19 protein-coding genes and 2 pseudogenes are annotated in these 21,356 nt (G+C 33.1%); 18 read left to right on the top strand and 3 right to left on the bottom strand.

Annotated features, from left to right (window positions below; translation table 11 throughout):
• Positions 1–669: 669 nt before the first annotated feature.
• Complete coding sequence (locus P6709_RS20490) at positions 670–1,890, bottom strand: GNAT family N-acetyltransferase (protein ID WP_336619014.1); 1,221 nt, start codon at positions 1,888–1,890, stop codon at positions 670–672.
• Between P6709_RS20490 and P6709_RS18525 the strand changes: the two are divergent.
• From P6709_RS18525 to P6709_RS18470, 12 genes and pseudogenes are all read left to right on the top strand, one after another.
• Positions 1,811–2,279, top strand: a pseudogene (locus P6709_RS18525) (IS1595 family transposase); the annotation flags it as partial. The gene P6709_RS20490 and the pseudogene P6709_RS18525 sit on opposite strands and share 80 nt — an antisense overlap.
• A gap of 79 nt (positions 2,280–2,358) precedes the next feature.
• Complete coding sequence (locus P6709_RS18520; RefSeq protein ID WP_278242407.1) at positions 2,359–3,381, top strand: serine hydrolase domain-containing protein; 1,023 nt, start codon at positions 2,359–2,361, stop codon at positions 3,379–3,381.
• Between the two features lie 171 nt (positions 3,382–3,552).
• Positions 3,553–4,017 (top strand): GNAT family N-acetyltransferase, encoded by a 465-nt coding sequence (locus P6709_RS18515; protein ID WP_278242406.1) that lies wholly within the window; start codon positions 3,553–3,555, stop codon positions 4,015–4,017.
• Positions 4,018–4,183: 166 nt separating this feature from the next.
• Positions 4,184–4,714, top strand: a complete 531-nt coding sequence (locus P6709_RS18510) for a GNAT family N-acetyltransferase (protein ID WP_278242405.1) — start codon at positions 4,184–4,186, stop codon at positions 4,712–4,714.
• A gap of 204 nt (positions 4,715–4,918) precedes the next feature.
• Positions 4,919–5,434, top strand: a complete 516-nt coding sequence (locus P6709_RS18505) for a nucleotidyltransferase family protein (RefSeq protein WP_278242414.1) — start codon at positions 4,919–4,921, stop codon at positions 5,432–5,434.
• A 109-nt stretch (positions 5,435–5,543) separates the two neighbouring features.
• Positions 5,544–5,969, top strand: coding sequence for an HIT family protein (locus P6709_RS18500; protein WP_278242404.1), 426 nt, complete (start codon positions 5,544–5,546; stop codon positions 5,967–5,969).
• Between the two features lie 106 nt (positions 5,970–6,075).
• On the top strand, positions 6,076–6,951 hold the full coding sequence (locus P6709_RS18495) for a phosphotransferase family protein (protein ID WP_278242403.1): 876 nt from the start codon (positions 6,076–6,078) through the stop codon (positions 6,949–6,951).
• Positions 6,952–7,068: 117 nt separating this feature from the next.
• Positions 7,069–7,557 (top strand): GNAT family N-acetyltransferase, encoded by a 489-nt coding sequence (locus P6709_RS18490; RefSeq protein ID WP_278242402.1) that lies wholly within the window; start codon positions 7,069–7,071, stop codon positions 7,555–7,557.
• A gap of 162 nt (positions 7,558–7,719) precedes the next feature.
• Positions 7,720–7,938 (top strand): DUF3951 domain-containing protein, encoded by a 219-nt coding sequence (locus P6709_RS18485; RefSeq protein WP_278242401.1) that lies wholly within the window; start codon positions 7,720–7,722, stop codon positions 7,936–7,938.
• Positions 7,939–8,140: 202 nt separating this feature from the next.
• Positions 8,141–8,725, top strand: a complete 585-nt coding sequence (locus tag P6709_RS18480; RefSeq protein ID WP_278242413.1) for a histidine phosphatase family protein — start codon at positions 8,141–8,143, stop codon at positions 8,723–8,725.
• A gap of 150 nt (positions 8,726–8,875) precedes the next feature.
• Positions 8,876–9,109 (top strand): hypothetical protein, encoded by a 234-nt coding sequence (locus P6709_RS18475; protein ID WP_278242400.1) that lies wholly within the window; start codon positions 8,876–8,878, stop codon positions 9,107–9,109.
• 79 nt (positions 9,110–9,188) lie between these two features.
• Positions 9,189–10,085, top strand: coding sequence for a hypothetical protein (locus tag P6709_RS18470; RefSeq protein WP_278242399.1), 897 nt, complete (start codon positions 9,189–9,191; stop codon positions 10,083–10,085).
• 310 nt (positions 10,086–10,395) lie between these two features.
• Here P6709_RS18470 and P6709_RS18465 read toward each other — a convergent pair whose 3' ends face one another.
• Positions 10,396–12,108, bottom strand: coding sequence for an ABC transporter ATP-binding protein (locus tag P6709_RS18465; RefSeq protein WP_278242398.1), 1,713 nt, complete (start codon positions 12,106–12,108; stop codon positions 10,396–10,398).
• Complete coding sequence (locus P6709_RS18460; RefSeq protein WP_278242397.1) at positions 12,109–13,887, bottom strand: ABC transporter ATP-binding protein; 1,779 nt, start codon at positions 13,885–13,887, stop codon at positions 12,109–12,111.
• Positions 13,888–14,441: 554 nt separating this feature from the next.
• Between P6709_RS18460 and P6709_RS18455 the strand changes: the two are divergent.
• The 6 genes and pseudogenes from P6709_RS18455 to P6709_RS18430 all read left to right on the top strand — a co-directional run.
• Positions 14,442–14,738 (top strand): annotated as a pseudogene (locus tag P6709_RS18455) (DNA cytosine methyltransferase); the annotation flags it as partial.
• Between the two features lie 244 nt (positions 14,739–14,982).
• The gene (locus P6709_RS18450) at positions 14,983–16,740 is read left to right on the top strand and encodes a hypothetical protein (RefSeq protein WP_278242396.1); all 1,758 of its coding nucleotides are present in this window, start codon (positions 14,983–14,985) and stop codon (positions 16,738–16,740) included.
• Positions 16,741–16,755: 15 nt separating this feature from the next.
• Complete coding sequence (locus P6709_RS18445; protein ID WP_278242395.1) at positions 16,756–17,361, top strand: ABC-three component system middle component 1; 606 nt, start codon at positions 16,756–16,758, stop codon at positions 17,359–17,361.
• On the top strand, positions 17,351–20,329 hold the full coding sequence (locus P6709_RS18440) for an AAA family ATPase (RefSeq protein WP_278242394.1): 2,979 nt from the start codon (positions 17,351–17,353) through the stop codon (positions 20,327–20,329). Before P6709_RS18445 ends, P6709_RS18440 begins: the two co-directional genes overlap by 11 nt.
• 187 nt (positions 20,330–20,516) lie before the next feature.
• The gene (locus P6709_RS18435; protein ID WP_278242412.1) at positions 20,517–20,810 is read left to right on the top strand and encodes a recombinase family protein; all 294 of its coding nucleotides are present in this window, start codon (positions 20,517–20,519) and stop codon (positions 20,808–20,810) included.
• Between the two features lie 107 nt (positions 20,811–20,917).
• Complete coding sequence (locus P6709_RS18430) at positions 20,918–21,313, top strand: GTPase (protein ID WP_278242393.1); 396 nt, start codon at positions 20,918–20,920, stop codon at positions 21,311–21,313.
• Positions 21,314–21,356: the final 43 nt, after the last annotated feature.

The following is a 21,356-nucleotide window of genomic DNA, read 5'->3' as shown; positions in this document are numbered from 1 at the left end:
CCCCTTTGATGCTTTCGCATCTGCATGGTCTCACCCTTCCCGCTGCATCACGCAGGAGTCCCCGACCTCCGCTGCAAATAACCTATTCTTTGGTGATTTCATTTGTAAATAAAAAGTGTAACCTCCGTCTATTGTTCTTTTGTAAGAAACTACTTGTAAATAGGTAGAATCGGTTCATTTCTGACCAAATGGAATATCGTTTGCTTCGTCTCTGTTAAATTTCTATGTATTTTAAGTTGTTAAACATAATTGATAGAATGGCACTTAAAAAAGAGTCTGGGACATATTATAAAAAGGTAGTATTTATCAATAGAATGAGGTGAGCGGAGCGGAAGGTGGCGACTCCAGCGGGATGAAGCGGGAGCTTGAGATCCACTTGCGAAGCAAGTTAGCTCAAGCCCCGCCCCGCGGAAAGCGTCCACCTGAAGCGAAGTGAACCGGCTCAAGTCCTTGAGACACTTTTTTACTACACGTGCAAATGAACCAACTTAAGTGCCCATCTTTTTGAAATATATTTTAAAAGTTCAAGGTGCTTACAGGTGTTAGAGGATTATTGAAGGATTGGTATTATAAAAAGACTGTACCCACGAATACGTCTAGTGTTCGCAGGTACAGTCTTTTTTAACGTGATGATGGTGGCATTAAACGTACTGCCAGTTAATTTCCATGTTACAACTTGCGCTTAAAGGCTTTTACGATTATCCCATCATTTGCCGGTTCAAAATCGTGTTCAGGAAGTCGTTCAAAGCCGTGTTTTTCATAAAGTGTGATGGCGTCTTTCATAAAAGAGCCGGTGTGAAGGCCGATCGCTTCGCTTCCATTTTCTTTCGCCATAGCGATGCATGCATCAATAAGTGCGGAGCCGACACCTTTTCCGCGGGCCTCAGAAGAAACGGCAAGGACGCGCAGTTCGGGATAATCCAGTGCATCGGTAAAGCCCTCATAAGCATCAGTCTTTGCAGGGAAGAGCGCAACACTACCAACGATTTTTCCTTCCCATTCTGCTGCGAGCAGCTCGACTCCCGGCTGCTGGTCCGCTTCAGAGGAAATGGCTTTTTCAAGTGCCTGCCAGTGTTCTTTTGAAATCGCATGTGTATGTTCGCGATAGGCCTCTACACGCTGCTTTCTGATGAGCGGCACTTCTTCTTTTTTTGCTTTTCGTATATGGATGGTCATCCCTGATTCTCCATATCTGCGAAATTTGTCCTGCTGTTTGCTTAATTCTTCGCGCTGGTGAGGCGCATCCCAGAGAGACAAGTCCGGTCCTTTTGGTAATATAGGTGTTTCGGTTTTATCTGGGTTAATTGTTATTGATAAATGATAGTGCCGCTTGATTGAATCAAAATCTGTTGTATCGCCAAATCCTGGAGTCTGATAAAGATCGCGTGCGTAACCCCACAAGTTTGGCATTTCCCGAATCAGGTTTCGATTTGTATTGAAGCCATTGTAATAAGCAGCATCAAACCGGACAAGAGTTGTGAAAAATCTGACATCCGAATCTGTAATGATATCCCCGTGAAGAAAGCGGCGGGTGGAAAGCCGATCCTCCATTTCATCCAGTGTCTCAAAAAGCTGATCATATGCCCTTTCATAAGACTCCTGGGAATGGGCAAACCCACATTTATAGACTCCGTTATTGATCGCATGAAAAATGCGTTCATTCAACTCATCAATGTCCTGTCGAAGCTCCTCTGGATAGAGGTCTGGAGCATTTTCTTTGTGATATTCGTTCCATTTTGTTTCAAAATAATTGGTTAAGTGAAAGTAATCATTGTTAACACTAATAAGATAGTAGTACCATTCAGCAATCGTGTTGAAGGAGCAGGTCTGTGTCTTAGTGGCAAGAGACCGTGATAAAAACACAGTTTCGACAACCCTTGGTGTAGGCATAATAAAAAAAAGAACAATTGGATAAAGCCATTGGTTAAAAACTTTCATCTCAAAATGTATTATGTACAGACTCCTGGCGAGCGTTCAGAACCTACGCTACTGACAAAGGAAAAACATTTATCAGTTCAAATCAGATGGGAAGGTCCGCACAAGGGGTCTTTATCATATCCAAAACGTCAACAGTTACCACGGTAGACTGAGAGAATGGATACAGCGTTTTAACGGGGTGGCAACCAAGTATCTTGATCATTACCTTGCGTGGTTCCAGGTACTTGAGAGCATCCAACACCAACTGAACGAAGTGACAGTTAATGATATGATATAAAGGGAATTTAATTCCAATTATTGAAACATATGATAAACTTAGGATGTCTAAGTTTACTAAATAATCATATTTCTTATTCAACTAACGGGCAGGTTAGTGAAATAACAAGAGAACTGTTATCTAAAGAAAAGGTGGTTTAATGGATGAATAAGACTCTAAAGAAAAATGCTTTTAAAGAACTCACTACATATACTGAAAAAGCACAAAGAAATACAAAAGCATCAGGTTCTGCTGTCGTTATTATGAAAGATAATAAAAAAGTACATGAATGGTACTCGGGGAAGCATCATTTTGAGCAAGGGGCAAAAAAGATAAATTATGATTCGAGATTCAATGTTTATTCGGTTAGAGTTACTTATGTTGGACTCGCAATTGCAATAGCCATAAATGAAGGTTTACTAAGCTTGGAGGATAAGGTAAGTAAATATTTAAATGAATATAATAAAGATACTCTTGGGGAGACAACGATTAGACATCTATTAACCAGGTGTACTGGTCTGAAATTTAAAGATAGTAAAGTTTATCGTGCCTTTGATTTAGGAACTGATATTGAGGGAAAGAAACCAGAAATATTGGCAAAAATCTTATACAAAGCTACTGGCAAAACAGTAAACGACATCCTCTTAAAGAAAGTGTTTAAGCCTTTACATTGGACAAACACTGGGTGGGTTACCGAAGGAAACAACAATTTAGTTTGTGATATAGATTTGTCAAAGAGTTATCCTACATTGAGAATAGGTTCTAATTTAGGTGACGAAAGAAATCTATATGTAAGTGCCAGAGAATTAGCGTATTGGGGAAATTTACATTTAAACAGAGGGGTATTTGAAGGTAATTCAATACTTCCACAAGAGGTATTTGAACTAACTACTTCTGTTCAAAGCCCTAATTCTTTTCCCCATCACCTTCCAAAGTTCGGGTTTTTATGGTGGGTTAAGGCTGGAGATGTGTCTGTTAGTTACAATGAAATAGGTTCAGAATTACCAGATGGTTCTTATCAAATCCTTGGAGCATCGGGCTGTTCCTGTACTGTTATTCCCGAATATAATGCAGTAGCTGTTAGAATGTCCAATAGTTTAAATGCATCGGAGAATTTAGGTTTCGATTATATTAGAGATATACAAATGTTTGGAAACCTGGTAATTTCAAGTCTCAAAAGTTCATAGTGGAGGGTTTCTGAGTTCTAAACAGAAGCCATTCATTGGCAGATTCAATAATCCACTAACGGGAGCATTCCTTGAAAATAAGGAGCGCTTTTTTCTTAGTCTATAAAAAGGGAATTAATGTTAAACCCAGGGGGCTAGTTGAACAATGGGACAAGTCGAAAGGGGATATTTATGACTTATAAGTTTGATATTATGACTCAGACTCAAGCAGAGGAAATTGCCTTTAATTGGCACTATGAAGGTGAATATTCTTTTTATGATATGGAGGCTGATCAAGAGGACTTAGAAGAATTTTTAGACCCAGAAACACGTGGGAACTCTAAGTATGCTGTTTTTAATAATAATGAATTAATCGGTTTCTTTAGCGTTAATAAAGTAGACGATATAACTTTTGATATTGGCTTAGGGATGCGGCCTGATCTAACTGGTAAAGGTAATGGGTTAGAATTTCTAAAATCAAGCTTAGAGTTTGTAAAAAATGAATATAAACCTAAAAAATTAACATTATCAGTAGCCACCTTTAACCAAAGGGCGATAAAGGTATATAGAAATTTGGGATTTAAGGATGGTATTACTTTTATACAAGATACCAATGGCAGTACATATGAATTTTTAAGAATGGAATACCAATGTTAATATCTTTTGGTGATTGTGCAAACGGGAGCATTCCTTCAATAAGGAATGCTTTTTTTGTCAATTAAAGGAATTTAATGTTAAAATAAAGAAGCAGGATAGTGGAAAACTCATTGGAGGAATTATTCCAAGAAATACTTCAAAAAGTAAATTGAGAGTGGGAATTGTTTTGTTGTTTCAAAATGGGAATTTAAAAGTTCGTAAATTAGAAGAAATGGATAATTATCTGTTAGCTAGATGGCTTTCGAACCCGTCAGTTCTTGAATTTTATGAAGGAAGAGATAATCCTTTTGATTTAGACAAAGTTAATAAAGTTTTTTATGATTCCGAAGATGATGAATTCAAATGCATTGTGGAGTTTGATGGTAACGAAATAGGATATATTCAATTTTATCAATTAGATGATGAAACGAAAAAAGAATATGGGTATTGCGATGAGAATATTTATGGTGCAGACCAGTTTATAGGAGAGATTGAATATTGGAATAGAGGGATAGGAACATTACTTGTTACATCAATGGTTAAATTTTTAATCGAACATAAAAAAGCAGACCGAGTAGTTATGGATCCTCAAATAAGAAATACGAGGGCTATAAAATGCTATGAGAAATGTGGTTTTAAAAAAGTAAAAATACTTACTAAGAAAGAGTTACACGAAGGAGTATATCAGGACTGTTGGTTGATTGAATATCATAAATGAATGATTTTTTCTTCCAGTAACGGGGCTATACTCCAAAAAGAGGTGAAGCCTATTGTTTGTTGAACTAAAGGACAGTTTAATGGAATAATACCCCTTTATTGTTTTCATTGTTATATAGTGGGAATGTAGGTTGGGAATGGAGGGTGAAATTCAGTGTTAAAGAATCAAGAAGATGTAGTAAAGTTAATTCAAAATGATGATAGAATGATGGAATTAGTTAAGGCTGCGAGTAAACTAAATTTACCAGATTGGTGGATATGTGCAGGATTTGTACGTTCTAAAATCTGGGATACATTACACGGGTTTGAAAATAGAACAAATACTCCAGATGTAGATGTTATATATTTTGATGATGAAAATATTGATGAGAATACTGAAAAAGAATTGGAAGACGAACTGAGAGAAATTCTTCCTGATATACCTTGGTCTGTTAAAAATCAAGCAAGAATGCACGTTATAAATGACATTCCACCTTATATTTCTTCAGAGGATGCCATTTCAAAGTTTCCAGAGACAGCAACTGCTCTTGGTGTGAAAATAGACAAGAATAACAAACTAATTCTTACTGCTCCTTGTGGTCTAGACGATGTATTAAATTTAGAGTTGAAGCCGATGCCATATTTTCAAGAGACCAAAGAAAGAGTTGCAATATATGAGGAACGAATTATTAAGAAAAATTGGAAAGAAATCTGGCACAAAATTAAGGTCCATCACATTTAAGCATCTTTCAAGTAAAGGGTGCGATTGGTCGCTTCTTGTGCTAAAGGGGCAGGTTAGTATAAGAAAGAAATTCCTTGTATTAAAAGAAATACAATAAAGAGGTGATAATGTGAAATGTTTAGGGTGTAGTTTAGCTAATAAAATGGCACCTGTGAATGTAGTCTACGAGAACGATTTTGTTTGTTGCATTTTAGATCACGACCCATTTAACGAAGGGCACGTTATGATACTGCCAAAGGAGCATTTTGAAGATGTTGATGAACTGGATGCACATACCGCAAACGCTGTCATACAGGCATCAAGGTTACTTTCAAAAGCTATAAAGGTACTATATAAACCAGATGGGATAACCATCTGTCAAAATGGTGGAATGTTTAGTGAATTATCGCATTTTCATATGCACGTTGTACCAAGATACAAGCATCAGTCGTTTGCTAATTTCTATTTAGAAGCTCCTTTAAACAATGAAAGTATAAAACATATATTGTTAGACACAAGAGATAAATTAGAAGAGGTTATTAAAAGTATACTTTAATTCTTCTTTAACTAACGGGTGCGATTGTTCAGTAAGAGCAGTCGCTTTTTCACTAAAGGGCAGGTTTTAATGCAATAAGAAATTAATAAAAAAGGAGTATTACTAAATGAAGAATAATCTTATAAGAAGCATTCAATCGGTTTATTCTGATCTGCCCATCGAAGACTATTATGTTAATGAAATTGGACAGAATAATGATGTATTAATTGTAAACAATTCATTGGTTTTTAGATTTCCGAAATATAAAAATGGAATAATTCAATTAAAAAGAGAAACAGAAATTTTGAACTATATTAAAGATACCGTCTCTACTCCTGTTCCAATTCCTCTTTATCATTCTATTGTAGATTTAGAACCAGGTAAGGTTTTTACTGGCTATAATCTAATAGATGGAGTCCCCTTATGGAAAGAAAGTTTAGATAGCGTTAAGAGTGGTGAATTAGTTACTGTATTAGCAGCGCAACTTGTATCATTTCTTAAAGAACTTCACTCTATAACAGGGGACCAAGCAAGTAAAGATTTGCATTTAAAGACTCGCAATCCACGAGAAGAAATGTATAACTTACATAAGAAGATTAAAGGTGAACTATTTTCCTATATTAGAAAAAATGCTCAAGAAGAAATCTCACACTCTTTTGAAAAGATCCTAAATGGGAAAGCTTTTTCAAATTTAGATATTACCCTTATACATGGAGATTTCGGAGCTTCTAATATCTTATGGAATCCAGAAACAAGCAGAATATCAGGGATTATTGATTTTGGTGGTTCTGGATTAGGAGACCCTGCGTATGATTTCGCCGGGATACTCTCCAGCTATGGTGAAGAATTTTTTGATATGTGTATTAATCTATATCCTAACGGTGATGAAATATCAGAACGAGTTAAATTTTATAAAAGTACATTCGCTTTACAAGAAGCATTGCACGGAGTGGAAAATGACGACAAACAGGCTTTTGAAGATGGAATTAAAGATTATAGATAAATTCCTTGTTCAACTAACGGTGAGCGATTGCTCAACAAGAGTCGCTGCTTTTTTCGATAACGGGCAGGATTGTTCAACAGATTAATTATAAAAAAGGTTGGAAGAAGGGTTCGAAATATGGCTGTTACACTTATAGAAGTTTTGGAATCAGAAAAGTTTTTATTAAGAAATCTTTACTCTCTGTATCTTCATGACCTATCAAAATTCACTTCTACGATTGACATTGGAGCAGATGGTTCCTTTGAATACGAAAGCTTGGACAAGTTCTGGAAAGTAGATGGGTTATCCCCGTATTTTATAAAAATAGACGATAACATTATAGGTTTTATATTACTATTGGAGCGTCCTTTTTTAAAAAAGGAGAATGACTATGGAGTAAATGACATTTTTCTATTAAATAAATACAAAGGTAAAGGAATAGGGAGGCAAGCCATTGAAAAATTATTTCAAGAGAAGCGTGGAAGGTATTTTGTAATTGAGCTAATCGAGAACAAATCAGCGGTTTGTTTTTGGAAAAAGCTTTACACTGAACTAAATATTCAATGCGAAGAAAGATGTGACCTAATCGATGATGAGCCGTGTTTAATTCAAATATTCAAAATATAAATTCACTAACGGGTGCATTACTATTACTTCAAAAAGGAGTGCTTTTTTCTTTATCCACATCGTTACAAAGAGTTCTGTACTGATTTATTGCCTTCAATAACTTCAATTAGAGGGAAATTTAATACGTGTTCCATAAATCAAATGGTTTTAGGAGGCTTTGGAATGTATATTTCTATTGCATTGATGTCTGCTCTAGTACTATTCATTTGTATTGTTGTTTTAACAGTTGCATTTAAAATGTTTATTAGAAAGGAAACCCCAACCAACTTTTATACTCCATTTGACTATATTGCTGGACAGGATCACAACGAATTCCACGAAGAGCGTAAAGAGGATGAACAAGCAGAAGAAATAAAAGAAGGAGATAAGAAGGAAAGGTAGGGAGTTTTTAAGATTATTTTTAAGAAGTATTCTTCAATTTTAAGATAATAAAGAAATTGTTAAGCAAGACGGATCGTGAAAATATTCGCTTCAACTAACGGGAGCGTTGATCCAAGAAGGATTAACCGCCTTTTTTATTGAAGTCCTTATTGAACAAACCGGGGAGGGATATAAAGAGAAGGATATTGGAGGGATAAAAACTATGAGTACCTTTGTTTATATGGTGAGACACGGTGAATCGCCAAAAGAAGGAAATGAAAAAGCCAGGGGATTAACCGAAAAAGGTAATTTAGATGCTAAACGAGTGACTGACATTTTGAAGGATAAAGAAATTGATGTAGTTGTTTCAAGTCCATACATACGCTCAATTTTCACTGTAGAACAGCTTGCTCAACAAAAAGGGGAGGAAGTTTTGGTTTTTGAAAATTTAAAAGAGAGAATATTCTCTTCTGGAAACAATCGAGTATCAGATGAAGAACTGGTCCCACTTTTGGAGAAGTCATTTTCTGAACCAAGTTTCTCGTTAGAAGGGGGAGAATCAAATGCTGATTGTCAAAAAAGAGCTATAAAGGTCTTAAGAGAACTATTAGAAACTTATAGAGATAAAAAAATAGTGATAGGTACTCATGGGGCTGTTATGGCCTTAATGATGGGTTATTTCGATAGCACTTATGATTTAGATTTTTTACATGGCACATCAAAACCTGATATTTATAGAATGGAATTTATTGAACAGGAATTAGTGAATGTACAAAGACTTTGGGGTGTAAATATTAGCGTTAATTAATAAAATCTATTTTTATTATTCAACTACTAACAGGTAGCGATTGTTCAATAAGAGCAGTCGCTTTTTCACTAAAGGGCAGATTAGTGGAGTAAGAGAGAAAAATATAAATGGTTAATTTGAGTAATATAGCGATAATAATGGGGGATACAAATGAGGAAAAGAGTCACTTTTTCTTTTAATAGTTCAAGTTATGAAGGTACAGAGGCGACAGAAACATTTACTCTTGAAGAGTTAGGTATTGATGCAGACATAGATGACAATACTTTAAAGCTAAAAATTGATAAGGTTTTTCAGGCTTGGGTTTGGGATAAACTTAATATTTCATTTAGTGTAGTCATAGACGAAGAGAAATGCCTAACTAACATTGACGGTGACGATTGCTGAATATGCAGCCGTCATTGTTAAAGTTAATAAGCAGTACTGTTTAAGAAGAAAAAAGAGTTGAAAGAAAGATGGGGTAAAGATGACATTTAAAATGGAACCATCAAAAGAACAGGTTATGAAGTGGATTGAACATTTTGTCCCCCAAAAAGACTTATTTTTCATAGAAGAAGAAGATTTAAAAAAGTTATCAGAGTACTTAAGGGAAGTCTTAATTGTTCCAAGAGAAGAATTTTTCAACCATTCAGCCTATAAGGAAATACAAATGGTCAATAGTTATCTGTATTGGCACATTTCAGATGAGGCTAAGTTAGTTATTGTGGCACAACCTGATTGGATAACAAACCTGCCTGAGCAAAGGAAGCGGGAAGTACTTAACATCCAATATAAAATGGAAAGAGGTTTAATCTTTCCCGTGTCATTATTTTCTTCTACAAGCTCACTTCCTGAGGAGTACATTGTTGAGGAGAAAATGGACAAGTTCTTTATCATACAACAGAATATTTGGACGAAACTTCCCTATAAAATCAAAGAGAGTGCAATAAAAGAGTATGCTCAACTATGGGATAGCTGGACCAATTTTGATATTCCAGAACAGACTCCTGCACACATAAAAAAGTATGCTAATAAATTTCCAACAGAGGCGGGAAGTAATTGTTTATCCGCCACTTTATTTGCTGTTACGGGACAAGAGTGGATAATTGGAGAGTGGGTTCACGCTAATACATTTATGATTGGTTTGGAAAGAGCAAATTTTTTACCAATAAACGATGAAATAAAAAAAGGAGACGTTATTACCTGGGTCAATGATGAAGAAGTCATTCAGCACGCGTCTTACCATATTGACAATAACCTCTTCTTTAATAAAAATGGACAAACTTTCTTCAACCCCTGGAAGGTAACCCATTTGAATAAGTTAAAAGAAGAATGGTGCGAATATGAGATGAAGGTTTATCGTAAAAACGCCACTTGTTATTAAACTAACTGGTAGCTTTAGTTAAGTATTCGCTTCTCGAAATAACAAATCTTTTTATAAATAAAACTTAAATCTTTTGGGTAAGAATCCATTTTGATCGATCTTTTTTCAAAATGGATTCTTATTATTTTCTGTAAAATGTGGGTTATTCAGGTTCTGATAATCAACCTTTATTTTAATTCTACATATGATGTCGTTGTGAGGGAGATTGAACAAGTTCATGATGAAAAATGATTTGAACAATAAAAAAACACCTCCTTTGATGTTCTTAATAAGGAGGTGTTTTAAAACTTTATAAGTATTGAAAGTTATTTTAAATATTCGTTATTTCCCTGATATCTGTTCCTATTAATTCTTTATATTTTGAATTAGTCCTTAATAACTCATAATGAGTTCCTTGACCCACAATAGTTCCTTCATCCAATACAAAAATTTTATCAGCGTTTATTATAGTAGAAAGCCTATGCGCAATAATAATTGTTGTTTTACCTAACCTGATACCATCAATACTTTCTTGAAGTTCTCTCTCTGTTTCCAAATCTAATGCAGATGTAGATTCATCTAAAAACAATACATCTGGATCGGTCAGTATCGCCCTAGCAATGGCGAGCCTTTGTCTTTGGCCGCCAGACAAATTGTACCCTCTCTCTGTCAATATTGTATCGTACTGATCGGGCAGCTCAAGTATGTCCTTATGAATTCCGGCAATCGTACATGCTGCGACTAAATCATTATGGTTGTAGCCCTCTCTTCCGAACAGCAAATTATATTTTATGGTTTCATGAAAGAAATAGGGCTCTTGAAAAACAACAGACATTTTCTTTGCTAGAACATCCTTAGGTATTTGATTTAAATCAACACCATTAATTAGAATTTCTCCTTTGTCACTTTGTACAAACTTAACTAATAATTGAATGAGTGTAGACTTTCCACTGCCACTCTTTCCGACAAAAGCAACTTTGCTCCCTACGGGAATAGTACAAGTGAAGTTATTAAATATTGTTCTTCCATATCCAAATGTAATGTTTTTAAATTCTATAGACCGAATAGAATCATTGAAGTTAAATTCATTTTTGGACTCTTCAATATCTCCTATTTCATCTTTTAATCTCTCTATTGATGCTGAATTTCCCGAAAAGTCAATGAAGAAATAAAACGTTCTCTGCAAAGAATCCATTAACATTGTTGTAAATTGAAAAATAACAACAAATGTTCCAACTGACATTGACCCCTGGTTAACTAGATAAATACCATAGCTCAACGTTAACAAAATGGCTCCCCATCTTATTGGCTCACTAGAGATAATATTTTTGTTTTCCATTTTCCCTTCAACCATGACAGATGAAAAATAATTTTTAAAATGATTATTAAAACGGTCCATAGCCCAGTTTTTTCTATTAAAAGATATAATCTCTTTTGTTCCAGATATGTTTTCCTCCATTATATTTAGCATGTTAGATTTATTATGTTGTATGTCTTTGTTTAACGCTTTTCTTTTAGGGCCGAAATACCTGCCCAATAAAAAATAAATTATACTGAAGAAAATGGTTGCTATAAGTAATAATGGACTGTTGACTCCAATTATTATAAATAGAATGAATACGCTGAAAATCTGTTGAAAACCTCTTGGAATTAAGTCGGTAAAAATATATGCCACTTTCCCTATATCATTTGTAAAGTTGTACACAAGGTTGGTATGTTTATTTCTTTTAAATTCAAATAAAGGAATTGAGTGAATGTATTTTAATAAATCTGATGTTAAATTTCTTCTGACATAGTCTGTGTTTTTAAATATAAAATAGGGAACCAGTGTAAATAAAGTGGAGTATAAAACAAACGCCAATATGAATAACAAAATGATCTCCCATAACAGCTCATGCTGGCCGTTTATAAATACCTCATCAATAATTCTTTGTTGTAAGCCAATTGTTGATAACAAGGCTAATGTTTCAACTAGAAGTAAGAATAAGGTTATTACAAATAACCCTTTAGATTTTGATACATATTTCCAGATCCAATAAACCATTTAATGGACTCCTATCTCACTTGATTTGTAATCGCTGCCATTTACAATCTGATTAAAGAGTCCATTTGTATGAATCAGCTCATCATAAGACCCGCTTTGTACTATTTCACCTTTTTCAAATACTAGAATTCTGTCATAATCAGCTATAGTTGAAATTCTGTGTGCGATTGCTACGACACTTCTTCCTTTGAATAATCTTTCAAACGCTTTTGTCACATGCTCACTACTTGAATTATCTAAAGCTGAAGTTGCTTCGTCTAAAACAATGATAGAAGGATTTTTTAATAATAATTTTGCTATGGCAATTCTTTGTTTTTGACCGCCAGACAAGCCCTCTCCCCGATCTCCGAGAATAGTATCGTAACCTTGTGGCAGGCTCATAATGAAATCATGAGCATATGCTTGCTTTGCTGCGTTAATCACTTCAGTTTCTGAAGCTCTAGGATTACCGACTTTGATGTTTTCTAAAATGCTTATTCCAAACAAATAGGTTTCCTGAAAAACAAAACCTATATGTTCTCTCAAGCTATCTAATGAAATCTCCTTTAAAGGCAGCCCTTGCATATAGATATTTCCTTGAGTTGGATCGTAAAACCTTCCTAAGAGCTTGATTAGTGTCGACTTTCCACTTCCGCTATGGCCGACTAAAGCGATTTTCTCACCCTTATTAATATCTAAATTAATATCTTTTAATACGTTTCGCTTAGAATTATAAGAGAAACTAACGCTTTTAAATTCAATCTTAAAATTCTGTTCAGTAAGCATGATAGGATTCTTCGCTTCCACAATCAGAGGCTCTTGATGAAAGAGAGTATAAATCCTTTCAACCTGATACATTTTTATTTTGAGTTCGGTTACATTGGTAATAACGGAGGTTAACTTATGCATGGTCGTAAAATAATAAAATAAAAACGCAACAAACATTCCCACACTTAACTGGCCTTCAATCACTAAAAATGACCCGTAAACAAAAAATACAACAGCCCCAATGTAATATGTAATCCTTCTAATGCTACCTCTAGCAAAAGCATATAAATATGCGTCTACCATGTCCTTATTATGTGTAATTAATTTGGTCATTACGTTATCGTAATTCCATTTTTCAGTTCCACTTGCTTTCAATTCAGGTATTGAAGATATACTTTCATAAACCATCTGATTGTATTGGACGTTACTTTCAGTCATATCAGCACTTTTCTTTTCGGCTTTTTTCTCGAAGTACGGTCCAATTAAGTAATATAGAGCTAAACAAGGTACTATCGTTAATGTCAGACGGTAATCCATACTAATCATTATTATTAATGAAACAATTGAAAAGATCCCATCTCTTAATAGATTGGGAATGTGGGTGTTGTAAATTTTTTGAGCAGTATATATTTCCGTATTCAATAAACTTAGTGTCTGACCTATGGGTATACGATCCAAATAGGACATGCCTAGGTCATGAATTTTAGATAAAGCACCCACTTGTATGTCGCGGCACACTTTTTCTTGAAAGTTTCTTTGAAGATAATTCTGAAAAGCGAGAACCACTACCATTGCAAAAATAAATGAAGCCAATAAACTGAATAACCACCAAAAAACCTCTGACCTTCCGGAGTAAACTATTTCATCAATAAAGTATTGGATAAACTTCGGAACCATTAATTCTACAACTGATATGAATATTCCACTCAGTACAATTAATAAGAAGGTCCATTTATAGGGTGTGATAAATTTTAAAACCCATATAAATGTCTCTTTGATTTTTGGATTACTAACAGGCAAAGCTTCTTTCAAATGAATTCCTCCCAATAACTAAATGATTAAATTTTAAAGAAAGCACATCCGTTGTAAGATTACTTGGCAATTATATGTATAAAATTCTTATGGCGATCACTAGTATGATTTCTAGTAATCGCTTAAATATTGTTCATCACACTTTTCCCCATAAATCTATTTAATACACAATTTGTATTTTACCATAGCACTTGGGATTGTATATTCCAATATGGAAATATTTATAAAAAGATTTTTCGGAAGAAACTTTGTGAATAGATGTACTTTAACTAACGAGAGCATTCCTTCAATAAGAATGAGTGCATTTTTTATGTGATAAAAGAAAATTAATGTTAAATTAAAGGATCAGAACACTTGGAGATATAACTTTAAGCCTTTTCAAGCGTATGTAGTAATAAGGGACAGATTAATGAAATAAGGGGAGATAACCATAGATACTAAAATAATCCATTCAGAAAATGGAGATATCTTTTATTGGATTGGCGGTAAACAAGGTCTCAATGCAAAATGTATTGTTTTTGTACACGGTATGACCGCTGACCACACTATGTTTGATAACCGGAAGCGGGGGCGGCGGTACTCAACTGCGCGCTTTAACAAACCGGGAACGGGCACGTCTTCAAACATTCCCTGATGATTTTGTATTTGCCGGAAGCAAAGAAGCTGTACGCAAACAAATCGGCATGGCAGTGCCGCCTCTTGGAGCACAAATTGTATTTAAAGCGATCTTAAAAACATTTGCAGGCATTGATTATGATTATGTACAGCCTGCACCAAAATTGCAGTTAGAAAATTTAAGAGAAAAAAAGAAAATCACTATTAAAAAAATAGCACCAGTTAAAGAAGAATAAGTATATAATGTATAATATAGTAAGTGTATTTGCACTGACAACGGAAGAAGATTAACCTCTTCTTCTTTTTTATACTTAAAGTTATTAATCCCTTCTGTTTAATCTTTAATAAGATTAATTTCAGGTTTAATTTGACGTAGTAATCAGAACTTAAAACGATCTACTTATAATTTTGTCTGGTGGTCTCGACTTTTAAATAGTCACATTTATTAATAATTAAGTAACATTAAGGAGGAGGGTCCCTATGTTAACGCAACCTGTAGAACAATTAAGTAAGAGTCTTCAAAGAAAATTTGATAAATATATTGAAAGAACTGGTGATGTAATAACGAATGAAGATAAAGAAACTTTTGTTTCTATGATATTAGATGGTCGAAATGTAGATTTAAGCGGCGTAACAGCCGTAAGGGGATTTATTTATCAGTACTATATAGCAGCAAAATATATAGTTGAAATGTTGTTCTCTGAAATAGCGTGGTGGGATAAAGTAATGGTTGAGATTCTTGATGATGTTGCTTTAGCCGGTCATAAAAAAATTAGATTTATTCAAGTAAAAACAAAACGTGAGAGTGATATTGATAACCACATGAATCTTAATGAATTACATGCAAGAACGAAGGGGAAGGGGAGCTGGTTAGATAAGCTATTCTTGCTTAATTTACACATTGCTGATTTCGAGCGAAAAAATTTAACATTAGATAATAATTTTCTAAAAAATTATTCATTTCAGTTTGAATTAGCTACAAACTCAACTTATCACGAAGATATAGCTGTATATGATAGAAATGAGAAATTTGAACCTAAAATCGAGAAAGAAAAACTTCAAAAATTAAAAACAGCTATAAGTAAAAACAACTTAAACTGGGAAGTTTTGTGGGGGGACAAAACTTTTAAATTAACAGAAGATCATTATAATGATGAAATTAAAAATATCGATTGGTATCTTCAAAAATTCCGCGTTAAAAGACATGGGGATATTTTATATTTACGAAAAGAAATCGTTGATAAAATTAAGAGTCATACAGATGGAAATATGGATCCATTTCATACATATAAATCTGAGTTAATCTTAGACATGTTGCTATTGGAGATAATAAAAAATACTTGTCAAGATAGTGATAGCGTTAACTTCGAAGATTTTATCTTCGATAAAGAAATTTTAAAAATTAAATTTGAGAACTGGACTTCAACTGCCGAACTTCAAGCATCTGAGTCAGCAACTAATGATTCCTATCATAATAAATTTACAAATTGGTTTGAGATAATAAAAAAAGATATTGCAAATGGGAATTGGAAACCTAATTTAAAAAAAGAACTATTAGATACAACGGAAGCTTTTGAAAAGAATTTGTCTGATAGTGTTCGTAATCAGAATGACTCCTTTGCTTATCAAAGGATTTTAAATAGAATATTTAACTTGAATAACTACTCTTCTAAGTTTTATATTGATGAACCTGACCCCGCCAGAATTATTACTGCTTTGAAGACATATATTTATTGTTTGGTGTTTTACCCTTATGCCGAATACTCTAATATTGAATCTATACTCTCTTTAAAAAAGGGAATTGATACTAACCAAAATGAAAGTCTATTCTCTGTTTATAATGATCGAAACTCTAATGATTTAGAATTAGCAAAAAAATTAGTACGCACTGCTGCTATAAATTGTGAAGTTTCCGAATCTCACAATCATGACTTTTATTGTTTCATCGCAGATGTAAAAAAGATTAAAAAGAAAAAAAACAAGAGCTCTAAAGAAGTTGACAGTGTTCATTCATCAGTTACTGATGTTGTTAAAGGCAATGGAGAAATTCTCGGTATGGAAGATGTCGTTTCAGAAAAAGAAATTACGAAAATAATAGAAAATATTAAGTTCAGAGAAATTGACATGGTAGAAGAACATTTAAATTATTTGCAAGAAAATGAAAACCAACCGAAAAATTCTTTCAAAGAAGATACTATTAAATCAGATTGGGATGCAGAGTTGAAAGAAACAGAATAGTCTAAAGGAGTATATATGGAATTAATAACAGTTTTACACAAATTAACAAATGAGCATAAGTATAAAAACGTTGTTTATAAAGAAGAATTATCATCAAGGCTCAGAGAGCAAAACCTCGAAGTATGGATAAATAATCAGAAATGCATGATTACTAAAGAATATACCAGCAAAGCCCAATTAAATAATTGGTATATTGATCAGATAGTAATTTCTTTTATCTATGATGTAATAGAAGCTAAGTACAGAAATAATCTATATTTCTTATTAGTTATTAACTTGAATGAAAACGAAAAGAAAGAAATTTCTTTTCTAATAAATGAAATAGAAAAGGATTATAAAGTATGCAGAAAATATACAATTTTATCACTAGAAGACTTGCAACGAGTTCCTTCATTAAATAGTAACTTTGGTCATAGTGATAACGCTTATTTCGATTTTGACAATGAATTTAAAAAGGATTTATTTAAGACAGAGGATATCGAAGGAAATAATGATTTCTCAAAAGAAATCAAAGAAATAGTGGACACATACTTTGAATTTTACGATGAACCCAATGATGAAGAACGAAACAAAGTGTTAGAGCAGACCTTGATAAGTATGGTGAATAAAAATGAAAATTGAAAAGCTAATAATAAAAAATTTTAGAATATTCAACGGAACTTATGTATTTGATTTTTCTGGTAAAGAATTAATAGTTATAAGCGGTCCAAATGGAAACGGAAAGAGTACAATTTTCGATTCAATTCAATGGTGTTTAACAGGAAGTATTCCACGCTATGAAGGTAGTATTGAGAGACAAAAATTTAATTATATAATGAATGATACCTTGTACAAAGATAGTAAGCCTCAGACTTTGTCAGTTGAAATCCAATTCCGTGATGATGAAGGCAAAGTCCATAGGTTGTCTAGGATACAAAAAAAGAATAAAAATGGGAGCTTTTCGTCTTCCAGAATCGAAATTAATGGCGAAAAGCTAAATAAGACTATAGGGATGGAGTATATTCGTGAGCTATTCTCTAATACTAATCACAAAGAAGGCGAAAATTCTCCAAACTTAGCTTCTTTTTTTTCGACTACACAGCTACTCTCCCAAGATGCCTTAGAAGATTTTATCAGTTTAGATAAGCCTAATGATCGCTATAAACTGATTGATGAAATACTGGGTATTAGAAAATATGGTATAGACTTTGAGCAGTATATAGAGCAAGTAAAAGAAATAGCTAAGCAACAATCTGAAAAAACAAAAAGTGAACTAACAAATCCCACAAAAGAATATGAAAAGCTGAATATACAAATTCAAGAAAAAGAGCAAGCTATTCTTGATTTAGGGCAACTTTCTGAACAGAATATACTAGAAATCATAAACAAATTATTAACGAATATAAATGAAATTGGCCTATTGGTAAATACTCAGCAATTGCCAATCATTGAAATCACAAATATTCTTCTAGAAGAATTGTTACAGCAGAAAACTCTCTTGAAAGATCAACAAATTTCATTGGAGCAGTTGTTGATCTTACTTAAGGAAGCAAAAGGTATAGTTTCTTTTAATACAGAAGACTATATTCAGCAAAAGAAATTAATAAACAAGCAAATTTCAGAGATATCAAGTAAACAGAAAAGAAGAGAGAATGGCAAAAAATTAGTTGATAATAAAAAAATTTGGTTAGAACAGTTAAGGATACGTAAAAATGATTATCAATCCATAAAAAAAGATTATGAAGAAATTCATGAGGAAATTCTAAAGAAAAATATTAGTATTACTAATTTAATAAATCATGAGAATATTAAAAAGATTTTAAATGAGTTCCCTATTCTCTCTAATTTTACCGAACGATTTGAATCATGTAAAAGGGACCTGGACTTAATTCTTAAAATAGAAAAAAACATCGAACTTGAACAAAAATCTATAAGTTATTTAAAGATTATAGAAAAACATAAAAACATGTTAGAAATAGAAAATAATAAAAGTATAAGCTGTACATCTCAACTCATCGAAATACAAAATGAAATCAATACTTTACAATCTAGGTTAACAGAAGAAAAAGAATCGATTGTTGGCCAGCTGGTAAGGCAAGTGCAAGAACACTTACTTCAGTCAAAAGATGAAAGTAAGTGCCTGGTATGTGGAGAAGATTATCTAAAAAATGAGTTCTTAGAACAAAAAATATTAGCCCAAGTAAAAAAAGCTAATCAGAGCTTAACGGAATTAGAACAAAATCATTTAGACTTTATTTCACAAAAAAGTGTAATTCAAGAGCAAATGAGAAGTAGCGAAGTTAAGATCAAGAATATAGAAAAAGATATATCTAACTATGAAAAATCTCTTAAAGACACTTTTACTCAAAAAGAAAATATACCGATCAGTGAGACATATTTACAAACTTACTCATCAGATTCAACTAAACTGACAAATGAAAAAACAGAAAAAACAAGTTTCTTAGAAAGTTATAAGTTAACTTATAACTTAGTTACTAACTTAATGAAGTTACAAATTGAATTAAAAAATTTAGAAAAACAAAGTACACCTTTGAAAGACTCTATGAACATAATTTTGAAAGAAACAGGTAGCTGGAAAAAATACCTCGAATCAGATGAAAACTCAATTAATAAAGAAATGCAAAAATATCAAAGATATATATCGAAAGTAAAAGAAGAAAAAGTTAAATTAGACTTATCTTTAAATGCAAGAAAGCAGCAAATCGAGAACGTGGAAGATAAGTGGATAAAGAGAACAGAGAAAATAAGAGAAATAAAAAAAGAAATCCCTGATTATAATGGAAATCTTTTTGAAACCGAGATTTTTATCCAGAATATTTCTTTAAACTTGAAATCTATAAATTCTTTAATCAATGATTTAAATGAAGGGCTGACCCTCACTAGAGATTTTTTACAAAGTAATGAAATTAAGAGTTTAAAAGACAAAGTAAGATTTTTAAAAAAAGAAATTGAAGACAAAAAACAAGTTATAAATAACTATGATCAGCTTATAAAAGAAGAAATCGAGTTACTTAAAAGGAAACATATAAATGTGAGAGGAAATCTAATAAATAATTTCTTATTGCAACACTCTGAATTTATTGATCAGCTTTTTAGCCAAATCAGTCCTCATGCAATTTATAGACATATTCATCTAATACCAAGAGAAAAAAACCTTTACATTCTATTAGCTAAGGAGCGCATAAAAGAACTTAATTTGAGAGAAATAGACGAAAGTGAATTAAAACAGCAATTTAATGCAAGTCTTAAATTCAGCTCTGCTCAAGCAAACGTTTTGGCAGTATGCATTTTTCTCGCGTTAAACCGATCTCAAAAATGGACGAATTTAAACTTCTTAGGTATAGACGACCCTTTTCAAAACTTAGATGATATCAATGTTTTTTCGTTCTTGGATGTCCTTAGCCAAGTTGTGCTGATGCAGAATAAACAACTTTTTATTAGTACTCATAACAATAATTTTGCCCAACTTTTAAAAGCTAAAATGGAACTTTCTCATAATCAAATTGGTTCAATTACTTTTAATTCGTACAGCGAAAATGGGGTAAGTATTAAAGGTAATTGTATCGCAAACAATATTTTAAAAGACTAGATCTGAGCTCTGTTGTCTAACCTATTTTGTTTTAAAAAACTACTTTATTATTGAACAAAAAAGCCATCCGGCATTTAAAGTTGCTGGTTGGCTTTTTCTTTATTAGATTTACTTCGATCTGGGGTAAAAGATGCTCACCCAGAATTACTTCGAGAGAGATGTAGAGTTTGTAGACCTTTAAGATAATATCGATACAGGAACAGCTGCAGGTAAAGTCATGTTCGATATGTTATCGGTATTGGCTGAATTTGAAAGGGATATTATTAGAGAACGTACGAGTGCCAGCTTTAAGGCCGCGCGTGCAAGAGGAAGAAAAGGCAGGAGACCAAAATTAAATCAGCAGAAATTAAAACAAGCCCTTGCCCTGTATCACTCAAAGAGCATGACGGTCAAAGAAATACAAGAAGCGATGGGGATCTCTTCTACTACTTTATATAGAAGTCTAATTAAAGAAAAGGGAGCTACCTCTATAACTTATTAAGGGAATTAAAAATTTATTTTAACATACAGACAAAATCTTTAGTATTTGAAATTTGTGGTAAAATGTTATTAATTCTATATTATATAAAAACGATAAGGGTGAAAATATTGACAGAAGAAACTAATCGAGATAGTGTCCTCAAAGACCTTTATTCCTGGTTGGATGAGGAAGTAAAAAAATTAAATGAAGAGTTTGATGAAAATTTTCGCAGCCCAAACATAGTTCTATCAGGAAAAACTGGGGTAGGAAAAAGCACACTCATCAATGCGATTTTTGGTTCTCATGTAGCTGAATCTGGAGAAGGCAAACCGGTCTCACAAGCTTTGGTAGAACACAATATTCCAGAAGTAAGTGTAAATCTTTTTGATACTAAAGGTATAGAACTGGATCCAAAAGAAAGAGAAGTCTCGCGTGAAAGTATTGTTAGGGAAATAGAAAAACGTGCTGCTTCTTCAAAGACTGAAGAACACATGCACGTAATGTGGTATTGCATTTCTAATTAAAGCAGAAGAATCGAAGATGTAGAAATAGAGTGGATTAACGAAT

It is taken from the genome of Jeotgalibacillus sp. ET6 (assembly GCF_029667115.1).
GTDB lineage: Bacteria > Bacillota > Bacilli > Bacillales > Jeotgalibacillaceae > Jeotgalibacillus.
Note: the sequence above shows the minus strand (reverse complement) of the source record. Positions and strands in the feature narration are given on the sequence as shown.

Excerpts from the sequence above, each read along its gene's own strand:
- P6709_RS20490 (WP_336619014.1), bottom strand. The coding sequence starts at position 1,890 with ATGCCTACACCAAGGGTTGTCGAAACTGTGTTTTTATCACGGTCTCTT.
- P6709_RS18520 (WP_278242407.1), top strand. The coding sequence starts at position 2,359 with ATGAATAAGACTCTAAAGAAAAATGCTTTTAAAGAACTCACTACATAT.
- P6709_RS18515 (WP_278242406.1), top strand. The coding sequence starts at position 3,553 with ATGACTTATAAGTTTGATATTATGACTCAGACTCAAGCAGAGGAAATT.
- P6709_RS18505 (WP_278242414.1), top strand. The coding sequence starts at position 4,919 with ATGATGGAATTAGTTAAGGCTGCGAGTAAACTAAATTTACCAGATTGG.
- P6709_RS18495 (WP_278242403.1), top strand. The coding sequence starts at position 6,076 with ATGAAGAATAATCTTATAAGAAGCATTCAATCGGTTTATTCTGATCTG.
- P6709_RS18490 (WP_278242402.1), top strand. The coding sequence starts at position 7,069 with ATGGCTGTTACACTTATAGAAGTTTTGGAATCAGAAAAGTTTTTATTA.
- P6709_RS18485 (WP_278242401.1), top strand. The coding sequence starts at position 7,720 with ATGTATATTTCTATTGCATTGATGTCTGCTCTAGTACTATTCATTTGT.
- P6709_RS18480 (WP_278242413.1), top strand. The coding sequence starts at position 8,141 with ATGAGTACCTTTGTTTATATGGTGAGACACGGTGAATCGCCAAAAGAA.
- P6709_RS18475 (WP_278242400.1), top strand. The coding sequence starts at position 8,876 with ATGAGGAAAAGAGTCACTTTTTCTTTTAATAGTTCAAGTTATGAAGGT.
- P6709_RS18470 (WP_278242399.1), top strand. The coding sequence starts at position 9,189 with ATGACATTTAAAATGGAACCATCAAAAGAACAGGTTATGAAGTGGATT.
- P6709_RS18465 (WP_278242398.1), bottom strand. The coding sequence starts at position 12,108 with ATGGTTTATTGGATCTGGAAATATGTATCAAAATCTAAAGGGTTATTT.
- P6709_RS18450 (WP_278242396.1), top strand. The coding sequence starts at position 14,983 with ATGTTAACGCAACCTGTAGAACAATTAAGTAAGAGTCTTCAAAGAAAA.
- P6709_RS18445 (WP_278242395.1), top strand. The coding sequence starts at position 16,756 with ATGGAATTAATAACAGTTTTACACAAATTAACAAATGAGCATAAGTAT.
- P6709_RS18440 (WP_278242394.1), top strand. The coding sequence starts at position 17,351 with ATGAAAATTGAAAAGCTAATAATAAAAAATTTTAGAATATTCAACGGA.